Here is a 23,450-nt window from a genome sequence, read left to right on the forward strand (position 1 = left end):
TGAGGACGTGTCTTCGGTTTGTCCGATACGTGGAAGATGGCCTTTTCCGATCGTTCGGATTAGTCTTCAAAAAGAGGAATTCGAATTCGGAATTGCCGAACGATGTTGAAGATCGAAGGGATCGTGACGTTCGTGACTGTAGCCGAGGCGCGCTCGATCAGCGAGGCGGCGCGACGGCTGCGTCTGTCGAAATCCGTCGTCAGCGAGCGCCTGTCGGAAATGGAAAAGGCGTTGGGGGCGACCTTGCTTCACCGCACGACCCGCAAGCTGACCCTGACCGAGGATGGCACTGCCTTTCTGCAGCGCGCGACCCGCATCGCACAGGAAGTTCGCGAGGCGGCGGCCGATCTTGCCGAGCGGCGCGGCACGCTGATGGGACCGCTGCGCATTGCAGCACCCGTCACCTTTGGCCGCCTGCATCTGGGGCCGGCTCTCTATCCGTTTCTCGCCGCGCATCCGGAGATCGAGTTGACGCTCGATCTCGACGATCGCCGCGTAGATGCCGCCTCGGACGGTTACGACGCGATCATTCGCCACGGCCTGATTGGCGACTCGCGCCTCGTCGCATGGAAGCTTGCCCGCAGCCGCCGCCTTCTCGTTGCGTCGCCGGATTATCTCAGCCGCAACGGCAAACCCGCTTCGCTCTCCGATCTCGAGGGTCATCGCGGTATCTTTTACACCAATCGCGGTGTCGCCGACTGGCGCTTCGAGGGGCCAGAGGGCGCTGTCGTCATCCGTGCCAAGCTGGCGCTGGGCGTGAACAATGGCGATGTCCTCCACGATGCCGCGATTGCCGGGCTTGGTATTGCCTTGCTGCCCGCCTTCATCGCCGGGCCTTCAGCGAGGGAGGGGAGGCTCGTAGAGATCGATGTCGGCTACCGGCCGGAGCCGGAGTTCATTTTTATGGCCCATCCCGAAGGTCGCAATCCCTCGGCCAAGCTTCGGGCAATGGCCGATCATTTGAAGAAGGCTTTTGGCGATCCGCCCTATTGGGAGCGGAGCACGTAACTAACCAATCGAGCTCATGAGGTTGGCGATGACGGGCGATCGCTGCGCCTTGAGGCTGGCAAGGCCGAGCCGCGCCACGACCGGCGCCCCATCGATTTGCCGATAGGCGACGCCGTCGAGCTTGATCTGCGCGATCGAAGCCGGAACGATCGAAACGCCCAAGTTTGCGGCGACAAGATTGACGACGGATGGGATCTGCGGCGCTTCCTGTGTCACTACGAGGTCGAAGCCCGCCTCGCGGCAGGCGGCGACGATATCGTCATAGAGGCTCAGCCCCACCATGCGCGGGAAGAGGATGAAGGGTTCGCCCGCGAGCGCCGCAACCGGCACGCGTTCCTTACTTGCCAGCGGATGATGGGCCGGCAGTGCGATCAGCATCGGCTCATCGGCAAAGCGCTTCAGCCGCACGTCGCGCGGATCTTCCAGGCCCGGGCGAATGAAGGCCGCGTCGATCTCGCCGCGCATGAGCCGCTCCATCAGCGCATTGGTGTTCATCTCGGTCAGCGATATCAGCACTTCCGGCCAGTGCCGCCGAAACTCGCGAATGGTTGATGTGACGATGGTGTTGAAGGCGGAAGAGGCGGTGAAGCCGAGCGACAGGCGGCCGATCTCGCCGCGATTGGCGCGCTGGGCGGCGAGCTTTGCCTTTTCCGCCGCATCGACCGCCATTTCCGCTTCCGCGAGAAATGCCTCGCCGGCCACCGTCAGTTCCGCACCATGCGGCACGCGGTGGAACAGCTGCGCACCCACTTCGTTTTCCAGGTCCCGGATCTGCTGGCTGAGCGGCGGCTGGCCGATACCGAGTTTGGCTGCCGCACGGGTGAAGTTTCCCGCTTCGGCCAGCGCCAGAAAATAGCGAATATGACGCAGCTCCATCGCTATCTCCAAAAGCTATCAAGATCGCCTGTTCCATATATTGGACTAATGGAGCTCGTCTGGCTAGATTCCTGGGCAAGAAAGGTCAGGTGCCACCAATGTTTCGCGCCGCAAGCAAGCAGCAAACCACTGTGTCCGAAGTTCCCTCCCGCCCCGAATTGACGCTCATCAGAAACGAGCCGCCGACCGAGCCCCGCCAGTTCCTGACGCGCGGCACGCCCGCCTTTCGCCGCGCGACCATTGGGCTGTTTCTCTCGGGCTTTGCCACCTTCTCCCTGCTTTATTGCGTGCAGCCGCTGATGCCGATCTTTTCTCAGGATTTTGGCGTCACGCCTGCCGCAAGTTCACTGTCGCTGTCGCTTTCGACCGGCTTCCTGGCCTTTGCGATTTTCGGCGCCGCTGCCGTTTCCGAAAGCCTTGGCCGGCGCAGTTTGATGTTCATATCGCTGCTCGGCGCGGCCATCTGTACGATCGTCTGCGCGGTGTCTCCGAGCTGGCACATGCTGCTCGCTGTTCGCGCGCTTGAGGGTTTCCTTCTGGGCGGCGTCCCCGCCGTCGCCATGACTTATCTTGCCGAAGAGATCGAGCCGCGCGGCCTTGGCGGTGCGATGGGCCTCTATATCGCCGGCAACGCCTTTGGCGGCATGGCCGGGCGCGTGGTGACCGGCACGATCGCCGAATATCTGAGCTGGCGGCCGGCTTTGGCAACGGTTGGCATTCTCGGCCTGATCGCCGCCATCGGCTTCCTCTATCTGCTGCCGCCGTCGCGCAATTTTACGCCGCGAAAGGGCTTCGATGTCGGCTTCCATGTGAAGGCCTGGAGCGGTCATTTTGGCAGTGCGGCGCTGCCGCTGCTCTTTGCCATCGGCTTTCTCGTCATGGGCTCCTTCGTAACGGTCTATAACTATGCCGGCTTCCGTCTCGTCGCCGATCCCTATGATCTCAACCAGACCGAGCTTGGATTGATCTTCACCGCCTATCTCTTCGGCATCGTCGCCTCGTGGGCTGCAGGCCCCCTCGGCGATCGCATCGGCCATTTCATCGTGCTGCCAATTGGCGTTCTAATCGCCGCGCTCGGTGCGGCGGTGACGCTTTCAAGCTCCTTGCCGCTGATCATTCTCGGCATCGTGCTGGTGACGATTGGCTTCTTCATGGCCCATTCCGTCGCCAGTGCGCTGGTGGGACGGCTGGCCGATGGCTTCAAGGGGCACGCCTCCTCGCTCTACCTGCTCGCCTATTATCTCGGCTCCAGTATAGCGGGCTCGGTCGGCGGCTATTTCTGGCTTGCCGATGGCTGGAATGCCGTGGTTGCCTTCATCCTGGTCATGCTGGCACTCTGTCTCGCCAGCGCTCTTGCCGTTGCCAGGCTGGCGCGTCGCTGAGCCCAGGAGGCCACCATGATCCGTATCGACCATCTCGATCACCTGGTGCTCACGGTTGCGAGCATCGAGGAGAGTTGCGATTTCTATACCCGTGTCCTCGGTATGGGTGTCGAAACTTTCGGGGAGGGCCGCAAGGCTCTGACCTTCGGCAACCAGAAGATCAATCTGCATCAAGCCGGCCATGAGTTCGAGCCCAACGCCGAACGGCCGACACCGGGTTCGGCCGATCTTTGCTTCATCAGTATAACGCCTCTGGATCATGTGATCGCTCACCTGCAAGCCGAGGGCATCACGATCGAGGAAGGCCCCGTCCGACGCACCGGTGCGACCGGCCCCATTCTCTCGGTCTATTTCCGCGATCCGGACCAGAATCTGATCGAAGTGTCCAATATCATTTCCTGAGATTGCGCGCCGTCCGGCGCTTCTTGACATCGCTGGCTGGTCGCATATATTAAACCAATAAGTTAATTAACTATATGGTTTATCAAATGGACACGTTGAGCGCGACCCTTTCGGCCCTAGCCGATCCCACCCGCCGGGCAATCCTGGCGCGGCTGACGACCGGCGAGGCATCCGTGTCCGAGCTGGCCGAACCCTTCGACATGTCGCTGGTCGCTGTTTCCAAGCACCTGAAGGTGCTGGAAAAAGCCGGCCTGATCTCGAAGGGCAGGGAAGCGCAATGGCGACCCTGCCGGCTGGAAGCGAAGCCGCTGCGCCAAGTCGATGACTGGCTGGAGAGCTATCGCCAGTTCTGGAACGACAATCTCGATCGCCTGGAGGACTACGCGGCACTATTGCAAAAGGGAGGAAAGAATGACCCCAGCAACTAAGGGCGGCAGCATGCGGCCGCCGCGCGAGATCGTGCTGACCCGCGAGATTGCCGCGCCGCGTGCCCTGCTGTTTCGCCTCTGGACGGAACCGCAACATCTGATGCGCTGGTGGGGACCGCAAAATATGACGGCCCCATCCGTTTCCGTCGATCTCAAGGAAGGGGGCGCCTGGCGGCACTGCATTCTCACGCCGGAGGGCAAGGAATATTGGAGCCATGGCCGCTATCTGGAGATCGTCGCGCCCGAGCGTCTCGTCTTCACCTTCGCCTGGGAAAACCAGGAGGGTAGGCGCGAGCATCCGATGCAGGTGACTGTGGAGTTTCATGAGCTTGGCGAGAAGACGCGTCTCGTCTTCCGCAAGGTCGAGTTGCCTGACGATACCGAGCTCAGATTGCAGACCGGTGGCTGGGAACAGGCCCTCGACAAATACGCCGCTTACGCAGAAGCCACCTCAAGGGAAGGATGAGAGTGATGAAGAAGACCTATCACGGAAGCTGCCATTGCGGTGCCGTCGCTTACGAAGCCGATCTCGACCTGCAGGGCGGCACCTTTAAATGCAATTGCTCGATCTGCAAGAAGAAGCGCAATTGGCTGGCTGTCGCCACGCCCGCTGATTTCCGCCTGACCTCAGGCGAAGACAACATTGGCGAATATCAGTTCGGCCCGCGCATCCTGCATCACCTCTTCTGTAAAAATTGCGGCATCAGCTCCTTCAACTGGGGTGAAAATCCCGCACTCGGCGGCAAGTTCTATGCGATCAGCATCAGCTGCCTGGATGATGCCACCGATGAAGAGCTCGCCTCGCTTCCGGTCGGCTATTTCGACGGCCGCGACGACCGCTTCGATCGCGCGCCGGAGGAAACGCGCTATCTTTAGCCGCTCGGCAAGGACTCCCAGTCTTCGAAACGCAGCTTGTGAACGCGCTCGAATTCTCTGACATTGCGCGTTATCAGGATCAGATCGCGGGCGATCGCCTGACCCGCGATCAAAACGTCATAGGCGCCGATCGGCGTACCAAGGGAAGCAAGAGCCGCGCGAATTTCGCCGGCCATCCGGGCGTCCTCCTTATCGAAATCCAATGTCTCGAATTGCAATGCATCGACACGCGCAAGATTCTCTGCGACGCGCTGCCCTTTATAGGCGCCGTAGAATAATTCGTGTGCCACGATGGCCGGAATGGCGAAATCTTGCGGCCTGTGTCTGCGCAGCTCGCTGACGAAGCCGGAATGTCCTTTCATCAGGGCGATGACGGCATTGCTGTCGAGCAGATACTTCACTTGAAGATATCCAGCTCGGGGCGTTGCTGCTCAGCGGGCTCTTCTTCGGTCGCTTCTGCGAAGTCTTGATCAACCGGCCCCGTAACAGCTTCCAGCCAATCCCAATCTTCGGCGATCGGCTCCAGAATGATTGCTTTTCCCTGCCGGCGGATGCGCACTTCCTCACCATCGAGGCGGAATTCCTTCGGCAAGCGCACGGCCTGTGAGCGGCCGGACCAGAAGATCTTTGCGGTTTCCATGCCATAACTCCTTTGAGATATGACATTGATATATAGCATCTCAGGCGCTATTTCAATTCGAGGCGTTATGATCCCGATTTTGTCGCCAGCCAGATGACATGACGCGCGCCCGTTTTGCCATTTGCGCGTGTATTGACCACTTCGGCGGTAAAGCCGCTGTCGCGCAGCCGCCTTGTGAAGCGCTCGTCAGGTCCCGACGACCAGACCGCGAGTACGCCGCCGGGCCGCAGCGCATCGCGCGCTGCCTTCAGGCCATGATAGTCATAAAGACCATCATTGGCTTCGGACGTGATGCCATCCGGGCCGTTGTCGACATCGAGCAGGATAGCATCGTATGTTGCCTTGCTTGCGCGGATGAGCGGACGCACGTCGCCCTCATGAATGGCAACACGCGGGTCGTCGAGGCAGCTGTCGAAGACTGTTGCCATCGGCCCGCGCGCCCATGAAACGACTGCCGGAACAAGCTCGGCAACCGTAACCTTCGCGTCCGCACCTAGTTCGCCAAGCGCCGCACGCAAGGTAAAGCCCATGCCGAGGCCGCCGATCAGTATGTGTGGTGCCTTCCGGCCTCTGATCTTCTCGCAGGAAAGCGTGGCAAGCGCGCGCTCGGAGCCGCTCAGGCGACTGTTCATCAGCTCGTTGGTGCCGAGCATGATGGAAAATTCCTGGCCGCGCTGCTTCAGTCGCAGCTCGCCGCCGCCGGGGATTTTCGCAGTGTCGAGCAAGGTCCAGGGGATCACGGGCAATTCTCAATTCATCTCAAGTTGCCCGGGACCATAGTCCTTCAATCTCGCTAAGAACAGACGCGCTTATCCCAAACGGATATAGGGCACATCCTTTTTCGCAACTTCGTCCAGCGCTTCCTCATAGCCCGCATCCGCATAGCGCATGACGCCAAGCGCTGTATCGTTGGTCAGAGCATGGTCGAGCCGCTCGTCGGCGGCATCCGTGCCGTCGGCAACCACGGTGACGCCGCAGCTGGTCATATAGCCGGCATAGCCGCCGCCGCCGGAATGGACGACGACGAGATCGGCCATGGACGAGCAGAGCATCATGGCGTCGATCAGCGGCCAGTCGGCGATGGCGTCGGAGCCGTCCTTCATGCCTTCGGTCATGATGTTCGGATGCGCCATGGCGCCGGCATCGAGATGGTCGCGCGAGAAAGCGATCGGCCCCTTCAGCTCGCCGCTTGCAACGAGATCGTTGACGCGGCGGGCCAGCGCCGTGCGCTCGCCATGGCCGAGCCACGCGATGCGGGCCGGCAGACCTTCGAAGGGCACGTGCTGGCGGGCAAGCTTGATCCAGTTGGTGATGATCTTGTTGTCCGGGAACATTTCCAGCAGCAGATCGTCGATGCGGGCGATATCGCTTTCCTCGCCTGATAGCGCCATCCAGCGGAACGGGCCGATAGCGCGGCAGAAGAGTGGCCTGAGATAAGCTTCGGTAAAGATCGGGATATCAAAGGCATTCGCCACGCCGCCTTCCTTCGCCTGGGTACGAATGAGGTTGCCGTTGTCGAAGACCTCGGAGCCCTTCTTCTGGAAGTCCAGCATGGCCTTCACGTGCTCGACGATCGAGGCGCGGCTTGCTGCCATGAGCTGGCCCTGGCCGTCATCGCGCAGGTCTTTGACTTGGGCGAGGCTCATGCCCTTCGGCACGTAGCCATAGACGAGATCGTGCGCCGAGGTCTGGTCGGTGACGATATCAGGCACGATGCCGCGACGTGCGATTTCCGGATAGATTTCGGCCGCGTTCCCGACGAGGCCGACCGACAGCGCCCGTTTTTCCTTGACCGCCGCATCGATCATCGCCAGCGCGGAATCGAGATCGGGTGCGATTTCCTGCAGATAGCCGATGTCCTGGCGCTTCCTGGCGCGCTCCGCATCGATATCGACGCAGAGGATGGCAGCGCCCGCCATGCGGCCGGCAAGCGGCTGTGCGCCGCCCATGCCACCGAGACCGGCCGTCAGCACGAAGCGGCCGAAGAGATCGCCGCCGAAGCGGCGCTCCGCGATGCGCATGAAGATCTCGTAGGTACCCTGGATCACGCCCTGGCTGCCGATATACTGCCAGGCGCCGGCCGTCAGTCCGCCCCAACAGATCAGGCCCTTGCGCTGCAGTTCGTAGAAGACCTCCGCCTTCGCCCATTGCCCGACGATGTTGCAATTCGCCATGATGACAAGCGGTGCCTTGTCATGCGTGCGGATGAGGCCGATCGGTTTGCCCGACTGGATGAGCAGGGTCTGGTTCTCATCCATTTCGGTGAGCGCCTTCACGATGCCCTTGTGCGCTGCCCAGTTGCGGGCAGCCTTGCCGAGGGCTGCGTAGACGACGAGATTGTCCGGATCTTCGCCGACCGAGAGCACGTTTTCGAGCAGGCGTAGCAGAGCCTCCTGCCGCCAGCCTTTGGCACGCAGCTCCGGCCCGCCCGGGATTGGGAATTTCGGGTGACGTGGATTGGCTTTCGGCATGGATTTCCCTCTTGTTTGATGCCTCCCCTTCTCCCCCTCGGGGAGAAGGTGGCCCGAAGGGTCGGATGAGGGGGCGGCTCGGCAGATACCGTCTTTGCTTACCGCTCAGACGTTCGCTCCTTCGTCGCTCACCCCCTCATCTGTCCTGCGGACATCTTCTCCCCGCTGGGGAGAAGAGGAGTGCTCTTCAATACTCATTCATTTCGGCGGCAAGCCCTCGACAAAATTCAGCGCGGCCAGGAGCAGCCGCTTGCGCAGCATGTCGTTGCCATAGGCCTCCGGCCCGGCGCGCACCCATCCCTGCATTTCCCGACCGCGCGACAGCATGGGTTTGACATCAGGCTGCTCGAGTGCCCAGGCATCGTTGCCTTTGCCAAGGCGGATCAGCATCCCGTCTTCGCGCGCGCCGCACAGCAGATGGCCATTGAGCAAAAAGGCCCAGCCGCCGAACATTGCCTTCTCGCTGAGCCCGGGGCGTTGCCCGAGCTCCTCTCTCAGCAATTCCTCGAGACCGGCATCACGGGCCATTCAAGCCTCCTGTGCTTTTCAGCCTTTCTTGCCGGCCAGGGCGTATTTGGCGATCTCGATGCCCATGGCCTTCTCGACGGAGGGATAGACCGTGGGGTCGAGCACACTGGCAGAGAGCGGAATGATATCCATCGGCACATGCAGGATGAAGACGTTCATGCCCTCGTGCAGCTGGCCGACGCTCAAGGGCTCGCCTTCCGGCGACAGCGTGGTGATGACGGAGGGGAAGGTCGCGAGCCGTTTGCCGCCGGCATCTTCGACCGCCATGTATTCGTTCATCACATGCATGATGACAGCCTTCTCGCCGGAGCCGACCGTGATGGTGCCGATATCGAAGGCTTCCTTCGTGTAGACGACGTCTTTCTTGGTGATCGTACCTTCCGCCAGGATATGGCCGCCGGTCGTCTTGCAGATGGCGTCTATGACGGCGCTGCCGCCCTTCTTTTCCGCCTCGATGATCGCTTCGCCGAGCGAAAGCGCCATGGAGATGCCGCCGAGCGCCGCATGCGTGCGGACGTAAGAGGCGCGCAAGGGGTTGCGGCAGGACGCGATGAAGCCGCCGGACTGGTCGGATGCGGCGCGCAGGATCGGCGAAATCTTCGCCGTCGCACCCTTCACGACGAGCTCGATATAGCGGTTCTCGGCGCGGTTGCCGCCGACGGCGGTCTGGATCATCTGCTCGGGCGAACCCGCCATGCCGATCGAGCCCATGTCGCCCGTCGGATGGGCGCGGATGTCGCCCACCGCGTCTACCACCTTCGTTCCGAGGATCGCCGACGGCAGCCAGCCGTTCAGCGTCGAGGACCGCCCGTTCTGGCCGATGATCAGGCCGGAAAGCTTCTCTCCAAGCTCGTCCTGCAGGAGCTGCACGGCTTTCACGTAGTCGATGCCCTGCATTTCCCAGGGGGTCGTGGAGGCCGGTGCGCCGATGGCCGCCGCCGTGGCGATCCAGTCATTGTCGTTCAATTCCTCGATCGACACCAACTCCGGCTTGCCGACATTGACGGCCGCATAGCCGAGCATGCGGCCATGATCGGCCCAGCCGCCACCGCCCGCGGCATAAACGGAGCCACCCTTAACGGCCGCTTCCACATCCTTTGCAACGAGTACGCGTCCCATCGGCTACTCCCGGTTCTGTTTGAGGTTCTTGTCCATGTCGCGCACCGCTTCGAAGAGCACGGCAGCACCCATGGCGATGTCGTCATTCTCGGCCCATTCCTCGGCGCAATGGCTGCGGCCTTCCTTGCAGGGCACGAAGATCATCGCAGCAGGCGCAACCTTGGCGATCCAGGCCGTGTCGTGGCCGGCGCCTGAGGCCATGCGGCGATGCTTGGCGCCGACAGTCTCGCAGGCGCGCTCCAGCGTTTCGAGCAGTACGGGAGCGCCCGGCGTCGGCATGTTGTCGGAGACGCGCGCCGGCGGGTTGATCGTGACACCATAATCGGCGGCGATGGTCTTCACCTCACCGTCGATCCAGGCCAGGAAATCCTCCATGTCGCTGCGGATTTCGGCGCGTCCGTCAATTAACAGCACGACCTTGGACGGCACGACATTGGCGGCATTCGGCTCGATGCGGAATTCGCCCACGGTCGCGGCGAAATGGCCCGGCGTCTTTGCCTGTTCAGCCGCGCGGCTCCTGATGTCGAGTACGAGCTGCGAAGCGGCCACCAGCGCGTCGGCGCGGCGATCCATCGGCGTCGTGCCGGCGTGGTCGGCGCGGCCTTCGACGGTGATTTCGATGCGGGTGATGCCGGCGATCGCGGTGACGATGCCGATATCCTTGTTCTCGGCTTCCAGCACCGGACCCTGTTCGATATGCAGCTCCAGGAATCCGGCAAGATCCGGACGCTTCTGGGAGAGCAGCACCGAAGGATCGCCGCCGACTTCGGCAATGCCCTGCGACAACGTGCGGTCGCCGCTCACGCGGGAGAGCCACGCCTCTGGGATCTGCCCGGTCATGCCGCGGCTGCCGATACAGGAAACACCGAAGATGCTGACCTCCTCTGCGAGGAAATCGACAATCTCCAGATCATGGTCCAGCTCGATGCCGCGATCCTTCAAGGAGCGCGCCACTTCAAGCGCGGCAATCGTGCCGGCGATGCCGTCGAAGCGGCCGCCATCGGGAACGGTGTCGGAATGTGAGCCGACAAGGATTGTGCCGAGGCCGGGTTTGGCACCAGCGCGCCGGCCGATCAGATTGCCGGCGGCGTCGATCCGCGTCTCAAGTCCTGCCGCTTTCATCCGCGCCTCGATATAGGCACGCCCTTCCAGGAAGAGCGGGGAGAAGGCGCGGCGCGTCCAGGGATGGCCCGGATCGGTGATCCTCGCCAGAGCATCGATATCCTCAGCGATACGATCAGCGTTTACGGGCAGGTTGTGGCGCTTGGTTTCGGTCATCAGGCTGCATCTCCGGCAAGAATTTGGCGAGGCAAGGGACGGACGAAGCTGCCGGAGCCGGGTTCGGCCAGCACCTTCTGCCCCTCGGTGATCTGCTTGCCTCTAAGGTAGGCGGCGGACACAGTCCAGGGTAGGCGAATGCCGTTATAGGGGCTCCAGCCGACGACGTTGTTGCCGCTTGCCGCCGCGTCGTAAACCATTTCGCGCGGTTCCAGTACGACGATATCTGCGTCCTTGCCCGGCGTCAGCGCGCCCTTGATGTGGTCGAGACGGAAATGCTTAGCCGGGTTCTCCGCCATCAGTTTCGCAGCCCAGGTGAGCGGCACGCCGCGTTCCAGAGCACCCTTGACGAAGAGCGGCACCATGACTTCCAGTCCCGGCACGCCGGACGCATTCGCCAGCATGTCCGGATTTGTCTTGCGGTTTTCCGACCAGCTGACATGGTCGGTCGAGACGAGCCAGACATTGCCTTCCGCCACCTTGCGCCACAAGGTTTCCACTTCGGCACGCGGGCGGATCGGCGGATTAATTTTCGCCTTGCCGCCGAGGCGCCGCACATCGTTTTCCTCGTCGAGCGTCAGGTAATGGATGCAGCACTCGACCGTCGCTTCAAAGCCGTCGCGGCGATAGGCGCGGGCGATGTCGTAGCCGCGGCCGAGCGAGCAATGCACGACATGCGCCGGGCAACCGGTATCCGCGCCGGTCTCGAAGATCGTGTGCATGGCAAGCAGCTCGGTGATCGGCGGGCGCGACAGGCCGTGGGCGCGATAGTCGGTGACGCCGCTTGCCTTGACCTGCTCCATGTAGGTGCGCACCGCTTCGTCGTCCTCGTTGTGGACGCCGGCGGTCAGGCCCGTTGGGGCGATCGCGGCAAAGCAGGCATCGAGCAGGGCAGGCGGAATGCGCGGAAAACGCTTCGGATCGGTCCCGAAGGTGGAGAATTTGAAGGCGGCAACGCCAGCCTCAACCATTTCGGCGATGCGCGCGGGGCCTTCTTCCGGATCGACCGTGCCGTAAAGGGCGAAATCGACGCGCGATTGCGGCGCGGCGTGGTCGATCTTCTTCTTCACTGCCGCTGCCGAGCAGACGAGATTGCCTTCGTCATAGGGCATGTCGACGATGGTGGTGACGCCGCCGGCCGCTGCAGAGCGCGTCGACCAGATGAAATCCTCCTGGTCCTTCTGGGAAAGGGAATGGACCTGCGCATCGATCGCGCCAGGCAGGATCAGCGCCTTGCCGAGCAGGTGCCGCTCACGCGCTGCCGGCGGCACGCCAATGCCGACCTCGGCGATTTTGCCGTCGCGCACGGCGACATAGCCGGCTTCCACGATACGCTCGGGCAGAACCACGGTGCCCTGCAGAACAAGATCGAAATCGGCCATGTGCGTTCCCTCCGCTCGTCGTTGCTTCAGATGGCAATCGTGTCGCGATAAAGCCGCTCTTCGACCCGCTCCAGCGAGCCAAGTGCGAAGAAGTCATCATAGGCGATGATCGGCTTATGCGCGATCAGTTCAGAGACGAAGGCCTCGGAGGCCAGTTCCTCCTCGATCGCCTCGACCTCGGCCGAAAGCGGCCGGTCGATCACATAGAAATCCGCATGCTTGCGCACGACCTCGTAGAGCATGCGTGCCACGCCTTCCGGCTTGTCGCCGAGAATGTCCATCGCCTGGGCCGAGAGCAGGGCTTCCAGGGCCGCCAGGCGCTTCAGCGCGCGCATCTGCCGTTCAAAACGTTCGATGACCAGCGGCAGGAAGGCGGCCTCGTCTTCCATCCCAGCCGCCACGACGAGCGACTGGGCCGAGACCGGATTAGACATGGACAGAACACGTGAGAAGATCTCGCCGGCGAGCTTGATGATGGGGCCGAAGCCGGTCGCGATCTTCCCTTCCGGCACGAGATTGACCGGCAAGCCGCGCCGCTGGCCGTTGCCGAGCAGCACGCAGCGGTTGAATGCGTTGCGGGCGGCATGCGCCATGCAGATGACGGCGGCTTCAAGCAGAATGGTGACATCGAGCGGAAGGGAGCCGCCCGAGGTCATGACGCGGCCGTCGACGATGACGGGATTATCGTCCGAGCGGCCCGTGGCGGCGAGAATCTTGTGGCCTGCCGTCAAAAGGTTTTCGATGACTGCGCCGAAGACCTGGGCAATCATGCGCAGGCTCAGCGGGTCCTGCACATGGGTCGCGACCGGCCAGGGCCATTCTTCCGAGGCATTGCAGAGCCAGGCGCCGATCAGAGCCTCGCGGGCGGTGCCGACATGGCGCACGGAAATCCAGGGATCGCGCGAAGCACCGAGCGCGCCGGCGGCCATCATGCCGGTCGCGAGCAGTACGCGAATCGACGAGGCGGCATTGCGGGTGGTTTCCGCCGCGGCGGCGAAGCTGACGGCATTGACGCTGAGCGAGGCGAGGCTGTCGCGCGGCAGCATCCTGAGAGGATCTATGCCGGCGGCGCTGAAAGCGTCGGCAGCCTGCATGCGCCGCCCTCGATAGACGGCCTCGCCAACACCGGTCAGCACAGCGCCAATCTGCCCCATCAGGCCGATATCCGCGCAGCCGATCGAGCCCGTTCGCCTGACGACAGGAATGACATCCGCGCTGAGCAGCTGCAGATAGGCTTCGATCAGCTCCTGCGAGCAACCGACCTTGCCGGTCAAAGCGGTATTTACCCGGATCGCCATCGCATTGCGAACGACCGACATGGAAAAGGGCGCGCCCGTACCGAAATGATGGGCGCGCACGAGGCCGAGATTGAAGGCATCGAGATCTTCAGGAGACCATTCGACATCCTTCATGGCTCCGACACCGGTCGTAGAGCCGTAAACCGGCATCCCCGATTGAATGGTGCTTTCGAGAACGCCGCGTGCCAAGCGTACGCGAGCCATGCCGCTCTCCGACGCCGACGGCAGGACAGTCCCCGCTCCGATCCGCACCAGATCGCTGAACCCAAGGGGTTGTCCGCTGAGCTCGATACCGGCTCTCTGACGCTCCATCTCTGCTGTTCTCCTTTTTTGCAAGGCTATGCGAGCCTTATCGTCAATGGGATATCCCAAATGGCGAACACCTTGATCCGTGCCAGACAGACTGATTTTGAGGCGAGTGCGTACGTTGCGCAACTCTATGTTTGCGCGCGCAAATGGCTTCCCGCCCCGGCCGAGCTATTTGGGCCAAGGCGAGGAAGAAGCATCAGAAAGCTTGGCGATCAGCTCAGATGCCAGGCGATGTAGAGAAGCGCCAGCGCGATCACCCACAACGCGAGTCGGCCGGAGCGGCTGTGCTTGGCCTCGGCCTTGCCGATCGCTTCGGCGGTCTGCGGATCGAAACGCAGGCCGTTTTCGCTCATATGCAGCAGTTCGTGGTGGAATTTCTCGGTCTTCGCCGCAATCTCGGGCGCGGCTTCGGCGAGCTTCACGGCCGCTTTCAAACCGTCCTTCAAATCTGTCATGATCCGCTTCGGGCCGAGATTGGTGCGAATCCAGTCGCCGACGACCGGTTCCGAGGCCTTCCACATATTGAAGCGTGGATTGAGCATGCGCGATACGCCCTCGACCACGACCATGGTCTTCTGCAGCATCACCAGCTCGGGCCGCGTTTCCATGTCGAAGAGTTCCGTTACTTCGAAGAGCAAGGTCAGAAGCTTGCCCATGGAGATGGTTTCGGCCGGCTGGCCATGGATCGGCTCGCCGATCGCGCGGATGGCCTGCGCAAAACTCTCCGTATTGTGATGCGCAGGTACATAGCCGGCTTCGAAATGCACTTCGGCCACCCGGATATAGTCGCGGGTGATGAAACCGTAGAGGATTTCGGCCAGGAAACGGCGTTCCTTCTTCCCTAATCGCCCGACGATCCCCATGTCGACAGCGACGATCATGCCCGCTGCATCGACGAAAAGGTTGCCGGGGTGCATGTCGGCGTGGAAGAAGCCGTCGCGCAGCGTATGGCGCAGGAAGGACTGGATCAGCGTATCGGCGAGCGCGTTGAGATCGTGGCCGGCCGCCTTCAGCCCCTCGACGTCGGACATCTTCACGCCGTCGATCCACTCCATGGTGATGACGTCGCGGCCGGTGCGTTCCCAGTCGACTTTCGGAACGCGGAAGCCCGGATCCTTTTCGGTGTTTTCGGCGATCTCGGAGAGCGCGGCCGCTTCCAGCCGCAGATCCATCTCGACCTTGGTGGTCTGCTCGAGCGTCTTGGTCACTTCCACCGGGCGAAGACGCCGGCTGGAGGGCATGAACCGCTCCTGCAGCCGTGAAACCAGATACATCGCCTTGATATCGTTAGAAAAGCGCTGACGAACGCCTGGCCGGACCACCTTGACGGCAACGCGCTTGCGGCCCTCTGCCGTCTCGATTTCGGCCGGATGCACCTGCGCTATCGACGCGGCGGCGATCGGCGCGTCAAAGCTGGCGTAGAGATCGTCGATCCGCCGGCCGAGCGAAGACTCGATGGCTGCCGTCGCCGTTTCATGCGGGAAGAAGGCCATGCGGTCCTGAAGCTGCGATAAGTCGTTCGCCATATCCACGCCGACGACATCGGGGCGCGTCGCCAGGAACTGGCCGATCTTCACATAGGAAGGGCCGAGCCGCTCGACCGCTTGGGCAAGCCGGTCGCTGCGCGCCTGGCTCTTCGCCTTCCGGCGGGCGAAGATGCTGACGAAGGACTTGGCGAGGCTGATGGAGGGGGGCAGCCCTTCCGATGGCAGCGCCATGACCACGCCTTCGCGCACGAGCACCCAGCCGACCCGAACAAGGCCGAAATATGCGCTGAAAGCACTCATAGCACCTCAAAGTCCTGACGAGCGGAAACCTTCGGCCGCGTCATGTGGCTCGACATCATGCTTCAGAGCTTCCAGCCGGAGTGCAGCGCGGCGATGCCGCCGGTGTAGTTGGTGAAGCTCACGCGCGAGAAGCCGGCCTCGCGAATCATCGTCGCGAAGTCCTGCTGGTTCGGGAACTTGCGGATTGATTCCACCAGATATTGATAGGGCTCGGCATCGCCGGTGATCGCCTTGCCGAACTTCGGAATGGCATTGAAGGACCAGGCGTCGTAGACACGGTCGAGCAGCGGCAGATCGACTTCGGAGAATTCGAGCACGAGCAGCCGGCCGCCGCGCTTCAGGACGCGATAGGCCTCCTTCAATGCAACATCGATGTGCGGCACGTTGCGGATACCGAAAGCGATCGTATAGGCGTCGAAGGAGTTCGGCTCGAAAGGCAGTTCCTCGGCATTCGCTTCGACGAAAGTGAGATTGTCGGAAAGCTTCTTTTTCTCCGCCCGCTCGGCGCCGACGGCCAGCATCGAGCCGTTGATATCGAGCACCGTTGCATGTGCCAGGCGGTTCGAGGCTTCCACGATGCGGAAGGCGATATCGCCCGTGCCGCCGGCAACGTCGAGCACCTTGTAACCAGGCTCCTTGCGCGGGTTGAGCGCTGATATCATCGCGTCTTTCCAGGCGCGATGCATGCCCATGGACATGACGTCATTCATGACGTCATAGCGCTTGGCGACCTTGTGGAACACCTCGTTGACGAGGCCCTGCTTTTCGCCATCGGCTACTTCGCGAAAGCCATAGGATGTTTCCATGCCGCCATCGGCGGAGGTGCGGCTGTCTGCCATCGGCTCAACTCCGTTACACAATTAAGCGGCGGACCATAGCGAAATCGCGTTTGCCACGCTATCTCATCAGCCAGATCACCAGCCGCAATGCCTTGGGCTATAGCTCAGATCATAAGCGGTTGAAACATAAAGATGGATAGCCATGCCGGAATTACCAGAGGTCGAAACCGTCAGACGGGGCCTTGCGCCTTCCATGGAGGGTGCCGTTCTGAAGGAGTTGGAGCTGCGCCGCAACGATTTGCGCTTTCCTTTCCCGGCCGATTTCGCGCAGGCCGTTGCGGGCCGCGGCATCGCGTCGCTGTCGCGCCGGGCCAAATACCTGCTGATCGATCTCGACGACGGCAAGACGATCGTCGCGCATCTCGGCATGTCCGGCTCGTTCCGGGTGGAGGAAGGTGCTGCGGCCGAGACGCTGGGAACCTTCCATCATCCCCGCTCCAAGGACGAGAAGCACGATCACGTCCTCTTCCATCTGGCGGGTGCAAGCGGCGATGCGCGCGTCATCTATAATGACCCGCGCCGCTTCGGTTTCATGGATCTCGTCCGGCGGGCCGAGATGGCCAGCCATCCCTTCTTCCGTGATCTCGGGCCGGAACCCACGGGCAATGAACTGAGCGCGGACTATCTGGCTAAGCGCTTTGGCGGTAAGGCGCAGCCGCTGAAGAGCGCGCTGCTGGACCAGAAGAACATCGCCGGTCTCGGCAATATATATGTGTGCGAGGCGCTGTGGCGCTCCCACCTGTCGCCGTTGCGCGCCGCCGGCACGCTGGTGATGGATACCGGCAAACCGACCGAAGCGCTGCTGGCGCTGGTCGAGGCGATCCGCGAGGTCATTGCCGATGCGATAGCCGCAGGCGGCTCGTCGCTGCGCGATCATATCCAGACGGACGGTTCGCTCGGCTATTTCCAGCATTCCTTTTCCGTCTATGATCGTGAAAGCCAGCCTTGCAGTACGCCCGGCTGCGGCGGTACGGTCAGTCGCATCGTCCAGGCGGGGCGCTCTTCTTTCTACTGCGCCTCCTGCCAAGGCTGATTGACGGGCCAAAGGTGATTTAAAGGGCCAGAGCTGATTTAAAGGGAGAGAGAAGTGGCTTACGAAACCCTCATTGTCGAAACTCATGGGGCTGTCGGCCTCGTCCGGATCAATCGGCCGCAGGCGCTGAACGCGCTGAATTCAACGGTCCTTTCCGAGCTCAAGCAAGCCTATGCCGCTCTTCATCTTGACGATGCCATCGGTGCGATCGTGCTCACCGGTTCGGAAAAGGCCTTTGCTGCCGGCGCCGACATCAAGGAAATGCAATCGCTCGATTTCGTCGACGCTTATAAGAATGACTTTTTCAGCGGCTGGGCCGAGATTGCCAATGCCCGCAAGCCTGTCATCGCGGCGGTCAGCGGCTTTGCGCTCGGCGGTGGCTGCGAAGTGGCGATGATGTGCGATTTCATCATCGCCTCGGAAACCGCCAAATTCGGCCAGCCGGAAATCACGCTCGGCGTCATCCCTGGCATGGGCGGCTCGCAGCGTCTCACGCGTGCGGTCGGCAAGGCCAAGGCGATGGACCTGATATTGACGGGCCGGATGATGGATGCGGCAGAGGCGGAGCGTTCCGGCCTTGTGGCGCGCGTCGTACCGGCAGACAAGCTGCTCGACGAGGCGCTGGCCGCCGCCGCCAAGATCGCTTCTTATTCCGGTCCCGCCGTGATGATGGCCAAGGAGGCGGTCAACCGTGCCTTCGAAACCACGCTCGAGGAGGGACTACGCTTCGAACGCCGCCTGTTCCACAGCCTGTTCGCCACAGAGGATCAGAAGGAGGGCATGGCGGCCTTCGTCGCGAAGCGCAAGCCAGCCTTCAAGAACCGGTAGGGACCAAGATTCCGGAATTACGCGGGTTTGGCGAGAATCCGCGTTGACGCCGCGGCTCATTCCGGTTATATGCCCGCCACAGTTTGGAAAGCCGCTCTGGTTTTCCGCAATTGCTCCCGCATTGCTGGATGAAGTGGCCATGGGGCCTACGCCGCAACGATGGAGTTTTGTTCGAATTCTAAGAGAGGCATACATGGCCAATACTACCTCGGCGAAAAAAGCGACCCGTAAGATCGCCCGCCGCACCGATGTCAACAAGGCTCGTCGCTCGCGCGTTCGCACGTTCGTTCGCCAGGTCGAAGAAGCCATCGCATCGGGTGATGCGGATCGCGCAAAGACAGCTTTCATTGCTGCTCAGCCGGAACTGGCTCGCGCGGCAAAGAAGGGCGTGCTTCACGCCAACACCGCTTCCCGCAAGGTTTCGCGTCTTGCCAAGCGTGTGAAGGCCCTTTCGGCCCCGACTGCATAATCTTTCGTTAACGAGTCTATCGTTAGTATTAAGCCCGGCCCTCGCGCCGGGCTTTTTGGATTCAGCCAAAAAAATGCCGTATTGCCAAAATTGACTGCTCGATCATGTCAGTGACGTGACAGAAATATACATTTTAAAACAATGGCTTACGGCAGGATATCTCAGCGCTGGGTGATCTGCATGACGCATTGCCGGCTCACAACTGAGTCAAGGGATATTTTATTTTTTTTCTTTTGAAAGCTGTGGGAATCGCGCTCGACAGGAATCTCTTTGATTCAACAGCGATTCTTTTTTGAAGGGCTTGTGACAGTCAAAAATGGCCTCCTGAGTCAATGGCCGCCTCTTAATTTTGTGTAAAATTCATCGTTGATATCTGCCCTCGATCCTGCCTAAATGGATTTCAACAAGGGGCGCGGATTTCACCTTAAACGGCTTCGGCAAACACCGTTACGTATGGCGGTGGAGGTGGTTTTGTCTCTTGTGACGGAGCGGTTCAGTTCCGTTTTTTCAAACAGTTGACGAGTAAGAACCGGAAGCGGCGACGCTTGCGGAACGAGGAAGCTTGTCTGTCCTTTGCGGCCCAAATTATTGGCGCGGCTGCGGGGAGGGGAGAAAAATTGACAGCCATTGGAGCGGTCAATCGGAATACGAGGGCCGATTGATGCTCCGGTTACAGACGCCGAGACGAATGCTGCTTTAAAGAGCGGTTTTCGCCACAGTGTTCCTGTAAAGCCTGCTGGCCGGGCGTGGCTGATGAACCGGTATGCGGCGCAGCTTGGACAACGAGCGCGATCGTCATGCCATGGCGAAGAACCAGGGGCGGCAGTGATGTGCTCCCGCCCTATAAAGAGACTTTGGAAGGCGGCACTATATGCAGATACATACGAGAGCGACGGGTGCGTTGGAAAATGGGGACAATGCGCAGGCGTTCGGTGCGGTTTGCTTAGAAGCGGCGGGGGAAAAGGGCGACGTGGCGCGAAATAATTTGTTCGAGCGCGTCAGCGCGCGCTTGAAGGCTCAGGTCGGACCCGATGTCTATGCCAGCTGGTTTGCGCGGCTTAAGCTTCATTCGGTATCGAAGAGCGTCGTTCGCCTCACGGTCCCGACAACATTTCTGAAGTCCTGGATCAACAATCGCTATCTCGATCTCATCACCAGCCTGTTCCAGGCTGAGGATGCCGAGATCCTCAAGGTCGAAATTCTGGTGCGCACCGCAACCCGGCAGGGCGCGAAGCCATCAGCCGATGAGCAGCAGGCGGTGCCGGACCAGGCCGCTGTTGCGCCGATCCGTCGCGCCGTCGCCCAGCCGGCCGGTCAGGTTGTTGCCCAGGCCGTGAGTGCGGCTGCGGCTGCGCGGCCGGCAATGGCGGGTTCGCCGCTGTTCGGCTCTCCGCTCGATTCCCGCTTTACCTTCGATACATTCGTCGAAGGCAGCTCGAACCGTGTCAGCTTGGCCGCTGCGAAGACCATCGCCGAAGCTGGCTCCGGCGCCGTGCGTTTCAATCCGCTCTTCGTCCATGCGACCGTTGGTCTCGGCAAGACGCATCTGCTGCAGGCGATCGCCAATGCAGCAGTTCAGAACCCGCGCGGACTGCGGGTCGTGTACCTGACGGCGGAATATTTCATGTGGCGCTTCGCAACCGCGATCCGCGACAATGACGCACTGACGTTGAAGGATTCGCTGCGCAATATCGATCTGCTCATCATCGACGACATGCAGTTCCTGCAGGGCAAGATGATCCAGCACGAGTTCTGCCATCTGTTGAACATGCTGCTCGACAGCGCCAAGCAGGTTGTTGTCGCTGCCGACCGCGCTCCCTGGGAGCTGGAATCGCTCGACCCGCGCGTGCGTTCGCGCCTGCAGGGCGGTGTGGCGATCGAAGTCGAGGCGCCGGACTATGAAATGCGCCTTGAGATCCTCAAGCGCCGTCTCGATGCTGCCCGCCAGGACGATCCGTCGCTGGAAATCCCGGCCGAGCTTCTCTCGCATGTCGCGCGCAACGTGACCGCCAGCGGCCGCGAACTGGAAGGAGCCTTCAACCAGCTTATCTTCCGTCGCTCCTTCGAACCGAACCTGACGGTCGAGCGTGTCGACGAACTACTGGCGCATCTGGTCGGCTCCGGCGAGCCGCGCCGCGTCCGCATCGAGGACATTCAGCGTATCGTCGCACGTCACTACAACGTGTCGCGCCAGGAGCTGGTTTCGAACCGCCGCACGCGCGTCATCGTTAAGCCGCGCCAGATCGCTATGTATCTGTCGAAGACGCTGACGCCGCGTTCCTTCCCGGAAATCGGCCGCCGCTTCGGTGGTCGCGATCACACCACGGTTCTGCATGCCGTGCGCAAGATCGAGGAGCTGATTTCCGGCGATAGCAAGCTGTCGCATGAGATTGAGCTGCTGAAGCGCCTCATCAACGAATAGGCCGGGAATCGGCGTTCACCACACAAGCTACGGCCGGCTTCATCGCCGGCCGTTTCTTTTGGGCGATCAGGCGGGCGAAATACGCCTATGCTGATGGCGTCGTGCGTGAGACCTCAGAAAATAGCCAGGCACGCAGCGCCGCTATCGCCGGCCTTTCCAGCGCACCGGGCTGATAGACAAGGTGATAGGCAAGCGCGCTTGCAAATCCCGTCGGGAATGGCGCAACAAGCGTGCCGTCAGCCAGTTCCTGCTCCACGAAGGAGCGGCGCATCAAGGCGATGCCAAGGCCAGCCTTCATGGCGTGGTAGGCGCCCATGCCGTCGGTAAAGACCGGCCCATGCATGGCATCCACCCGTGTTGCCCCGACGGCCTTCAGCCAGAGTTCCCAGTCACGCCGGTAGACATCATGGATCAACGTCAGGGTGGCGAGATCGTCAACCGCAGGGGAGGGGCCGAGTGCAGCCGCCATTTCCGGCGTACAGACCGGAACATATTCGTCATCGAGAAATCGCTCGCTTGCCAATCCCTCGTAGCCGCCGAGGCCGTGGCGGATGGCAAGATCGATCCCATCCCGCTGGAAATCCATCATGCGATAGGAGGCGCTGATGCGCAGGTCGATATCGGGATGGGCCTCCTCGAAGCGCCGCAGCCGCGGCACCAGCCAGTGCGTGGCGAAGCCGGCTGTGCAGGTAAGGGTCAGCACCGTATCCTTGGAGCGCATTGCAAGAGCCGCTGTCGCCTCGCGGATGAGGCGGAATGCCGTTCGCATCGTCGCAAAATATTCGGCGCCTTCACTCGTCAGCGCCAGGCTCCGGGCTCTCCGCTCGAAAAGCCGCACGCCGAGGGTGCTTTCGAGGTCGCGGATCTGCAGGCTGATGGCGCCCGGCGTCACATGCAGCTCATTTGCCGCCAGTGTCATACTGAGATGCCGGGCGGAGGCTTCAAAGGCGCGCAGCGCCGAAAGGGATGGCAGTTGATCCATGATGATTGAGCTCAGCTAAATCATGATTTGAAAAAGACTCGCTTGTCAGAGCCCCTATATAGCGAGATTATTACAGCAATAGCGGTGGCTGGCAATGATGTCACGATTGGCCACTGATAAGCAAAACTCAATCAGCTGATGCTGGAGATAGTCTCATGCTACAGAAATCCATGGGCGCGGTCGAATGGAGCATGCTGGTGGGGCTATCCATCCTGTGGGGCGGCTCCTTCCTGTTCAACGGCATTCTGGTGCGCGAACTGCCGCCCTTCACTATTGTTACCGCGCGCGTCGCGCTCGCCGCCATCGCCTTGCATGTCATCGTGCGCGCCACCGGCCATGCGATGCCGAAAGACCGCCAGACCTGGCTCGCCTTCTTCGGCATGGGCTTCCTCAATAATGTCATTCCCTTCCTGCTGATCGTATGGGGGCAGACCCATATCGCCAGCGGGCTTGCCTCGATCCTCAACGCCACCACACCGCTCTTTGCCGTGGTCGTCGCCCATTTCCTGACCGAGGATGAGAAGATGACCGGCAATCGCCTGATCGGCGTCATCGTCGGCTTTGCCGGCGTCGCCCTGATGATCGGCCCTTCGGTGCTTGCAAGCCTCGGCTCCAACGTGCTGGCGCAGCTTGCCGTGCTGGGTGCCGCCTTCAGCTACTCGCTGGCCGGCATATTCGGCCGCCGTTTCCGCCGCATGGGGCTGGCGCCGATCATTCCCGCCGCCGGCCAGGTGACTGGATCGGCGATAATGCTTCTGCCAATCGCGCTCTTCGTCGATCGCCCCTGGACGCTGGCTATGCCATCCACCGAGACCTGGCTGGCGCTCGCCGGCCTGGCAATCCTGTCGACCGCCATCGCCTATGTGCTGTTCTTCCGCATTCTGGCAACGGCCGGCGCCACCAATCTGATGCTGGTCACCTTCCTCATTCCCGTCAGCGCCATCCTGCTCGGCGCGCTCGTTCTCGGCGAGAGCCTGCAGTCGAAGCATTTTATCGGCATGGCGCTGATCGCGGTGGGTCTGGCGGCAATCGATGGAAGGCTATTCACCTTCTCCTCAAGGTGGAGGGTCGGCACGTAAGTGCCGGGGTGGGG

The 23,450-nt window shown here is 61.5% G+C and carries 23 protein-coding genes and 1 pseudogene; 11 read left to right on the forward strand and 13 right to left on the reverse strand.

The genetic code is table 11. From position 1 onward, the window contains the following. Window positions 1-102 precede the first annotated feature (102 nt). Window positions 103-1,008, forward strand: a complete 906-nt coding sequence (locus tag FHX05_RS09165; protein ID WP_183871364.1) for a LysR family transcriptional regulator — start codon at window positions 103-105, stop codon at window positions 1,006-1,008. Here the strand turns inward: FHX05_RS09165 and FHX05_RS09170 are convergent, their stop codons facing one another. Beyond that, the gene (locus tag FHX05_RS09170) at window positions 1,009-1,884 is read right to left on the reverse strand and encodes a LysR family transcriptional regulator (protein ID WP_183871365.1); all 876 of its coding nucleotides are present in this window, start codon (window positions 1,882-1,884) and stop codon (window positions 1,009-1,011) included. A gap of 98 nt (window positions 1,885-1,982) precedes the next feature. Here FHX05_RS09170 and FHX05_RS09175 point away from each other — a divergent pair, with 98 nt between their 5' ends. The 5 genes from FHX05_RS09175 (at window position 1,983) to FHX05_RS09195 (ending at window position 4,972) form a co-directional block, all read left to right on the forward strand. After that, window positions 1,983-3,266: an MFS transporter gene (locus tag FHX05_RS09175; protein WP_183871366.1), complete on the forward strand. Its 1,284-nt coding sequence runs from the start codon at window positions 1,983-1,985 to the stop codon at window positions 3,264-3,266. A 15-nt stretch (window positions 3,267-3,281) separates the two neighbouring features. Next, the gene (locus FHX05_RS09180) at window positions 3,282-3,668 is read left to right on the forward strand and encodes a VOC family protein (protein WP_183871367.1); all 387 of its coding nucleotides are present in this window, start codon (window positions 3,282-3,284) and stop codon (window positions 3,666-3,668) included. 86 nt (window positions 3,669-3,754) lie between these two features. Continuing rightward, window positions 3,755-4,096 carry a metalloregulator ArsR/SmtB family transcription factor gene (locus FHX05_RS09185; protein WP_183871368.1) on the forward strand — a complete coding sequence of 114 codons (342 nt, stop codon included), beginning with the start codon at window positions 3,755-3,757 and terminating at the stop codon, window positions 4,094-4,096. After that, the gene (locus FHX05_RS09190) at window positions 4,080-4,562 is read left to right on the forward strand and encodes an SRPBCC domain-containing protein (protein WP_183871369.1); all 483 of its coding nucleotides are present in this window, start codon (window positions 4,080-4,082) and stop codon (window positions 4,560-4,562) included. Before FHX05_RS09185 ends, FHX05_RS09190 begins: the two co-directional genes overlap by 17 nt. Before the next feature lie 5 nt (window positions 4,563-4,567). After that, entirely contained in the window at window positions 4,568-4,972 is a 405-nt protein-coding gene (locus tag FHX05_RS09195; protein ID WP_183871370.1) for a GFA family protein, read from the forward strand. On the opposite strand, the gene FHX05_RS09200 is transcribed toward FHX05_RS09195, so the two are convergent. The 11 genes and pseudogenes from FHX05_RS09200 to ubiE form a co-directional block, all read right to left on the reverse strand. Further along, window positions 4,969-5,373, reverse strand: a complete 405-nt coding sequence (locus FHX05_RS09200; protein ID WP_112399626.1) for a type II toxin-antitoxin system VapC family toxin — start codon at window positions 5,371-5,373, stop codon at window positions 4,969-4,971. The two genes, FHX05_RS09195 and FHX05_RS09200, sit on opposite strands and share 4 nt — an antisense overlap. Continuing rightward, window positions 5,370-5,612, reverse strand: a complete 243-nt coding sequence (gene vapB / locus FHX05_RS09205) for a type II toxin-antitoxin system VapB family antitoxin (protein ID WP_112336713.1) — start codon at window positions 5,610-5,612, stop codon at window positions 5,370-5,372. The genes FHX05_RS09200 and vapB overlap by 4 nt, the downstream gene beginning before the upstream one ends. Window positions 5,613-5,677: 65 nt before the next feature. Beyond that, entirely contained in the window at window positions 5,678-6,352 is a 675-nt protein-coding gene (locus FHX05_RS09210) for a hypothetical protein (protein WP_183871371.1), read from the reverse strand. 69 nt (window positions 6,353-6,421) lie between these two features. Beyond that, window positions 6,422-8,083 carry a urocanate hydratase gene (locus FHX05_RS09215; protein ID WP_183871372.1) on the reverse strand — a complete coding sequence of 554 codons (1,662 nt, stop codon included), beginning with the start codon at window positions 8,081-8,083 and terminating at the stop codon, window positions 6,422-6,424. Between the two features lie 198 nt (window positions 8,084-8,281). Further along, window positions 8,282-8,611 (reverse strand): TfoX/Sxy family protein, encoded by a 330-nt coding sequence (locus FHX05_RS09220; protein WP_112336711.1) that lies wholly within the window; start codon window positions 8,609-8,611, stop codon window positions 8,282-8,284. An 18-nt stretch (window positions 8,612-8,629) separates the two neighbouring features. After that, complete coding sequence (locus FHX05_RS09225; RefSeq protein WP_183871373.1) at window positions 8,630-9,730, reverse strand: DUF917 domain-containing protein; 1,101 nt, start codon at window positions 9,728-9,730, stop codon at window positions 8,630-8,632. Continuing rightward, window positions 9,687-11,008, reverse strand: a pseudogene (locus FHX05_RS09230) (Zn-dependent hydrolase). Before FHX05_RS09230 ends, FHX05_RS09225 begins: the two are co-directional and overlap by 44 nt. After that, window positions 11,008-12,390, reverse strand: coding sequence for an amidohydrolase family protein (locus FHX05_RS09235; RefSeq protein WP_112420097.1), 1,383 nt, complete (start codon window positions 12,388-12,390; stop codon window positions 11,008-11,010). Before FHX05_RS09235 ends, FHX05_RS09230 begins: the two are co-directional and overlap by 1 nt. Window positions 12,391-12,416: 26 nt before the next feature. Next, on the reverse strand, window positions 12,417-14,000 hold the full coding sequence (locus FHX05_RS09240) for an aromatic amino acid lyase (protein ID WP_183871375.1): 1,584 nt from the start codon (window positions 13,998-14,000) through the stop codon (window positions 12,417-12,419). A 209-nt stretch (window positions 14,001-14,209) separates the two neighbouring features. Next, window positions 14,210-15,784 carry a 2-polyprenylphenol 6-hydroxylase gene (ubiB, locus tag FHX05_RS09245; protein ID WP_112609357.1) on the reverse strand — a complete coding sequence of 525 codons (1,575 nt, stop codon included), beginning with the start codon at window positions 15,782-15,784 and terminating at the stop codon, window positions 14,210-14,212. 62 nt (window positions 15,785-15,846) lie between these two features. After that, window positions 15,847-16,623 carry a bifunctional demethylmenaquinone methyltransferase/2-methoxy-6-polyprenyl-1,4-benzoquinol methylase UbiE gene (gene ubiE / locus FHX05_RS09250; RefSeq protein WP_112336705.1) on the reverse strand — a complete coding sequence of 259 codons (777 nt, stop codon included), beginning with the start codon at window positions 16,621-16,623 and terminating at the stop codon, window positions 15,847-15,849. A 142-nt stretch (window positions 16,624-16,765) separates the two neighbouring features. Between ubiE and mutM the strand changes: the two genes are divergently transcribed. From mutM to dnaA, 4 genes are all read left to right on the forward strand, one after another. After that, the gene (gene mutM / locus FHX05_RS09255; RefSeq protein WP_112609361.1) at window positions 16,766-17,656 is read left to right on the forward strand and encodes a bifunctional DNA-formamidopyrimidine glycosylase/DNA-(apurinic or apyrimidinic site) lyase; all 891 of its coding nucleotides are present in this window, start codon (window positions 16,766-16,768) and stop codon (window positions 17,654-17,656) included. A gap of 54 nt (window positions 17,657-17,710) precedes the next feature. Then, window positions 17,711-18,484, forward strand: a complete 774-nt coding sequence (locus FHX05_RS09260; protein ID WP_112336703.1) for an enoyl-CoA hydratase — start codon at window positions 17,711-17,713, stop codon at window positions 18,482-18,484. 193 nt (window positions 18,485-18,677) lie between these two features. Beyond that, entirely contained in the window at window positions 18,678-18,953 is a 276-nt protein-coding gene (gene rpsT, locus FHX05_RS09265; protein ID WP_015338590.1) for a 30S ribosomal protein S20, read from the forward strand. 871 nt (window positions 18,954-19,824) lie between these two features. Next, window positions 19,825-21,375, forward strand: a complete 1,551-nt coding sequence (dnaA, locus tag FHX05_RS09270) for a chromosomal replication initiator protein DnaA (protein ID WP_183871376.1) — start codon at window positions 19,825-19,827, stop codon at window positions 21,373-21,375. 85 nt (window positions 21,376-21,460) lie between these two features. Here dnaA and gcvA read toward each other — a convergent pair whose 3' ends face one another. Continuing rightward, the gene (gene gcvA, locus FHX05_RS09275; RefSeq protein ID WP_183871377.1) at window positions 21,461-22,357 is read right to left on the reverse strand and encodes a transcriptional regulator GcvA; all 897 of its coding nucleotides are present in this window, start codon (window positions 22,355-22,357) and stop codon (window positions 21,461-21,463) included. 155 nt (window positions 22,358-22,512) lie between these two features. Between gcvA and FHX05_RS09280 the strand changes: the two genes are divergently transcribed. Further along, window positions 22,513-23,436, forward strand: a complete 924-nt coding sequence (locus tag FHX05_RS09280) for a DMT family transporter (protein WP_183871378.1) — start codon at window positions 22,513-22,515, stop codon at window positions 23,434-23,436. The last annotated feature ends 14 nt before the right edge of the window (window positions 23,437-23,450 follow it).

Source organism: Rhizobium sp. BK491 (assembly GCF_014194925.1).
Classification (GTDB): domain Bacteria; phylum Pseudomonadota; class Alphaproteobacteria; order Rhizobiales; family Rhizobiaceae; genus Rhizobium.

Bases quoted from the DNA above. Each gene is read 5' to 3' on its own strand.
- FHX05_RS09165 (WP_183871364.1), top strand. From the start codon at position 103: ATGTTGAAGATCGAAGGGATCGTGACGTTCGTGACTGTAGCCGAGGCG.
- FHX05_RS09170 (WP_183871365.1), bottom strand. From the start codon at position 1,884: ATGGAGCTGCGTCATATTCGCTATTTTCTGGCGCTGGCCGAAGCGGGA.
- FHX05_RS09175 (WP_183871366.1), top strand. From the start codon at position 1,983: ATGTTTCGCGCCGCAAGCAAGCAGCAAACCACTGTGTCCGAAGTTCCC.
- FHX05_RS09180 (WP_183871367.1), top strand. From the start codon at position 3,282: ATGATCCGTATCGACCATCTCGATCACCTGGTGCTCACGGTTGCGAGC.
- FHX05_RS09185 (WP_183871368.1), top strand. From the start codon at position 3,755: ATGGACACGTTGAGCGCGACCCTTTCGGCCCTAGCCGATCCCACCCGC.
- FHX05_RS09190 (WP_183871369.1), top strand. From the start codon at position 4,080: ATGACCCCAGCAACTAAGGGCGGCAGCATGCGGCCGCCGCGCGAGATC.
- FHX05_RS09195 (WP_183871370.1), top strand. From the start codon at position 4,568: ATGAAGAAGACCTATCACGGAAGCTGCCATTGCGGTGCCGTCGCTTAC.
- vapB (WP_112336713.1), bottom strand. From the start codon at position 5,612: ATGGAAACCGCAAAGATCTTCTGGTCCGGCCGCTCACAGGCCGTGCGC.
- FHX05_RS09215 (WP_183871372.1), bottom strand. From the start codon at position 8,083: ATGCCGAAAGCCAATCCACGTCACCCGAAATTCCCAATCCCGGGCGGG.
- FHX05_RS09220 (WP_112336711.1), bottom strand. From the start codon at position 8,611: ATGGCCCGTGATGCCGGTCTCGAGGAATTGCTGAGAGAGGAGCTCGGG.
- FHX05_RS09225 (WP_183871373.1), bottom strand. From the start codon at position 9,730: ATGGGACGCGTACTCGTTGCAAAGGATGTGGAAGCGGCCGTTAAGGGT.
- FHX05_RS09235 (WP_112420097.1), bottom strand. From the start codon at position 12,390: ATGGCCGATTTCGATCTTGTTCTGCAGGGCACCGTGGTTCTGCCCGAG.
- FHX05_RS09240 (WP_183871375.1), bottom strand. From the start codon at position 14,000: ATGGAGCGTCAGAGAGCCGGTATCGAGCTCAGCGGACAACCCCTTGGG.
- ubiB (WP_112609357.1), bottom strand. From the start codon at position 15,784: ATGAGTGCTTTCAGCGCATATTTCGGCCTTGTTCGGGTCGGCTGGGTG.
- ubiE (WP_112336705.1), bottom strand. From the start codon at position 16,623: ATGGCAGACAGCCGCACCTCCGCCGATGGCGGCATGGAAACATCCTAT.
- mutM (WP_112609361.1), top strand. From the start codon at position 16,766: ATGCCGGAATTACCAGAGGTCGAAACCGTCAGACGGGGCCTTGCGCCT.
- rpsT (WP_015338590.1), top strand. From the start codon at position 18,678: ATGGCCAATACTACCTCGGCGAAAAAAGCGACCCGTAAGATCGCCCGC.
- dnaA (WP_183871376.1), top strand. From the start codon at position 19,825: ATGCAGATACATACGAGAGCGACGGGTGCGTTGGAAAATGGGGACAAT.
- gcvA (WP_183871377.1), bottom strand. From the start codon at position 22,357: ATGGATCAACTGCCATCCCTTTCGGCGCTGCGCGCCTTTGAAGCCTCC.
- FHX05_RS09280 (WP_183871378.1), top strand. From the start codon at position 22,513: ATGCTACAGAAATCCATGGGCGCGGTCGAATGGAGCATGCTGGTGGGG.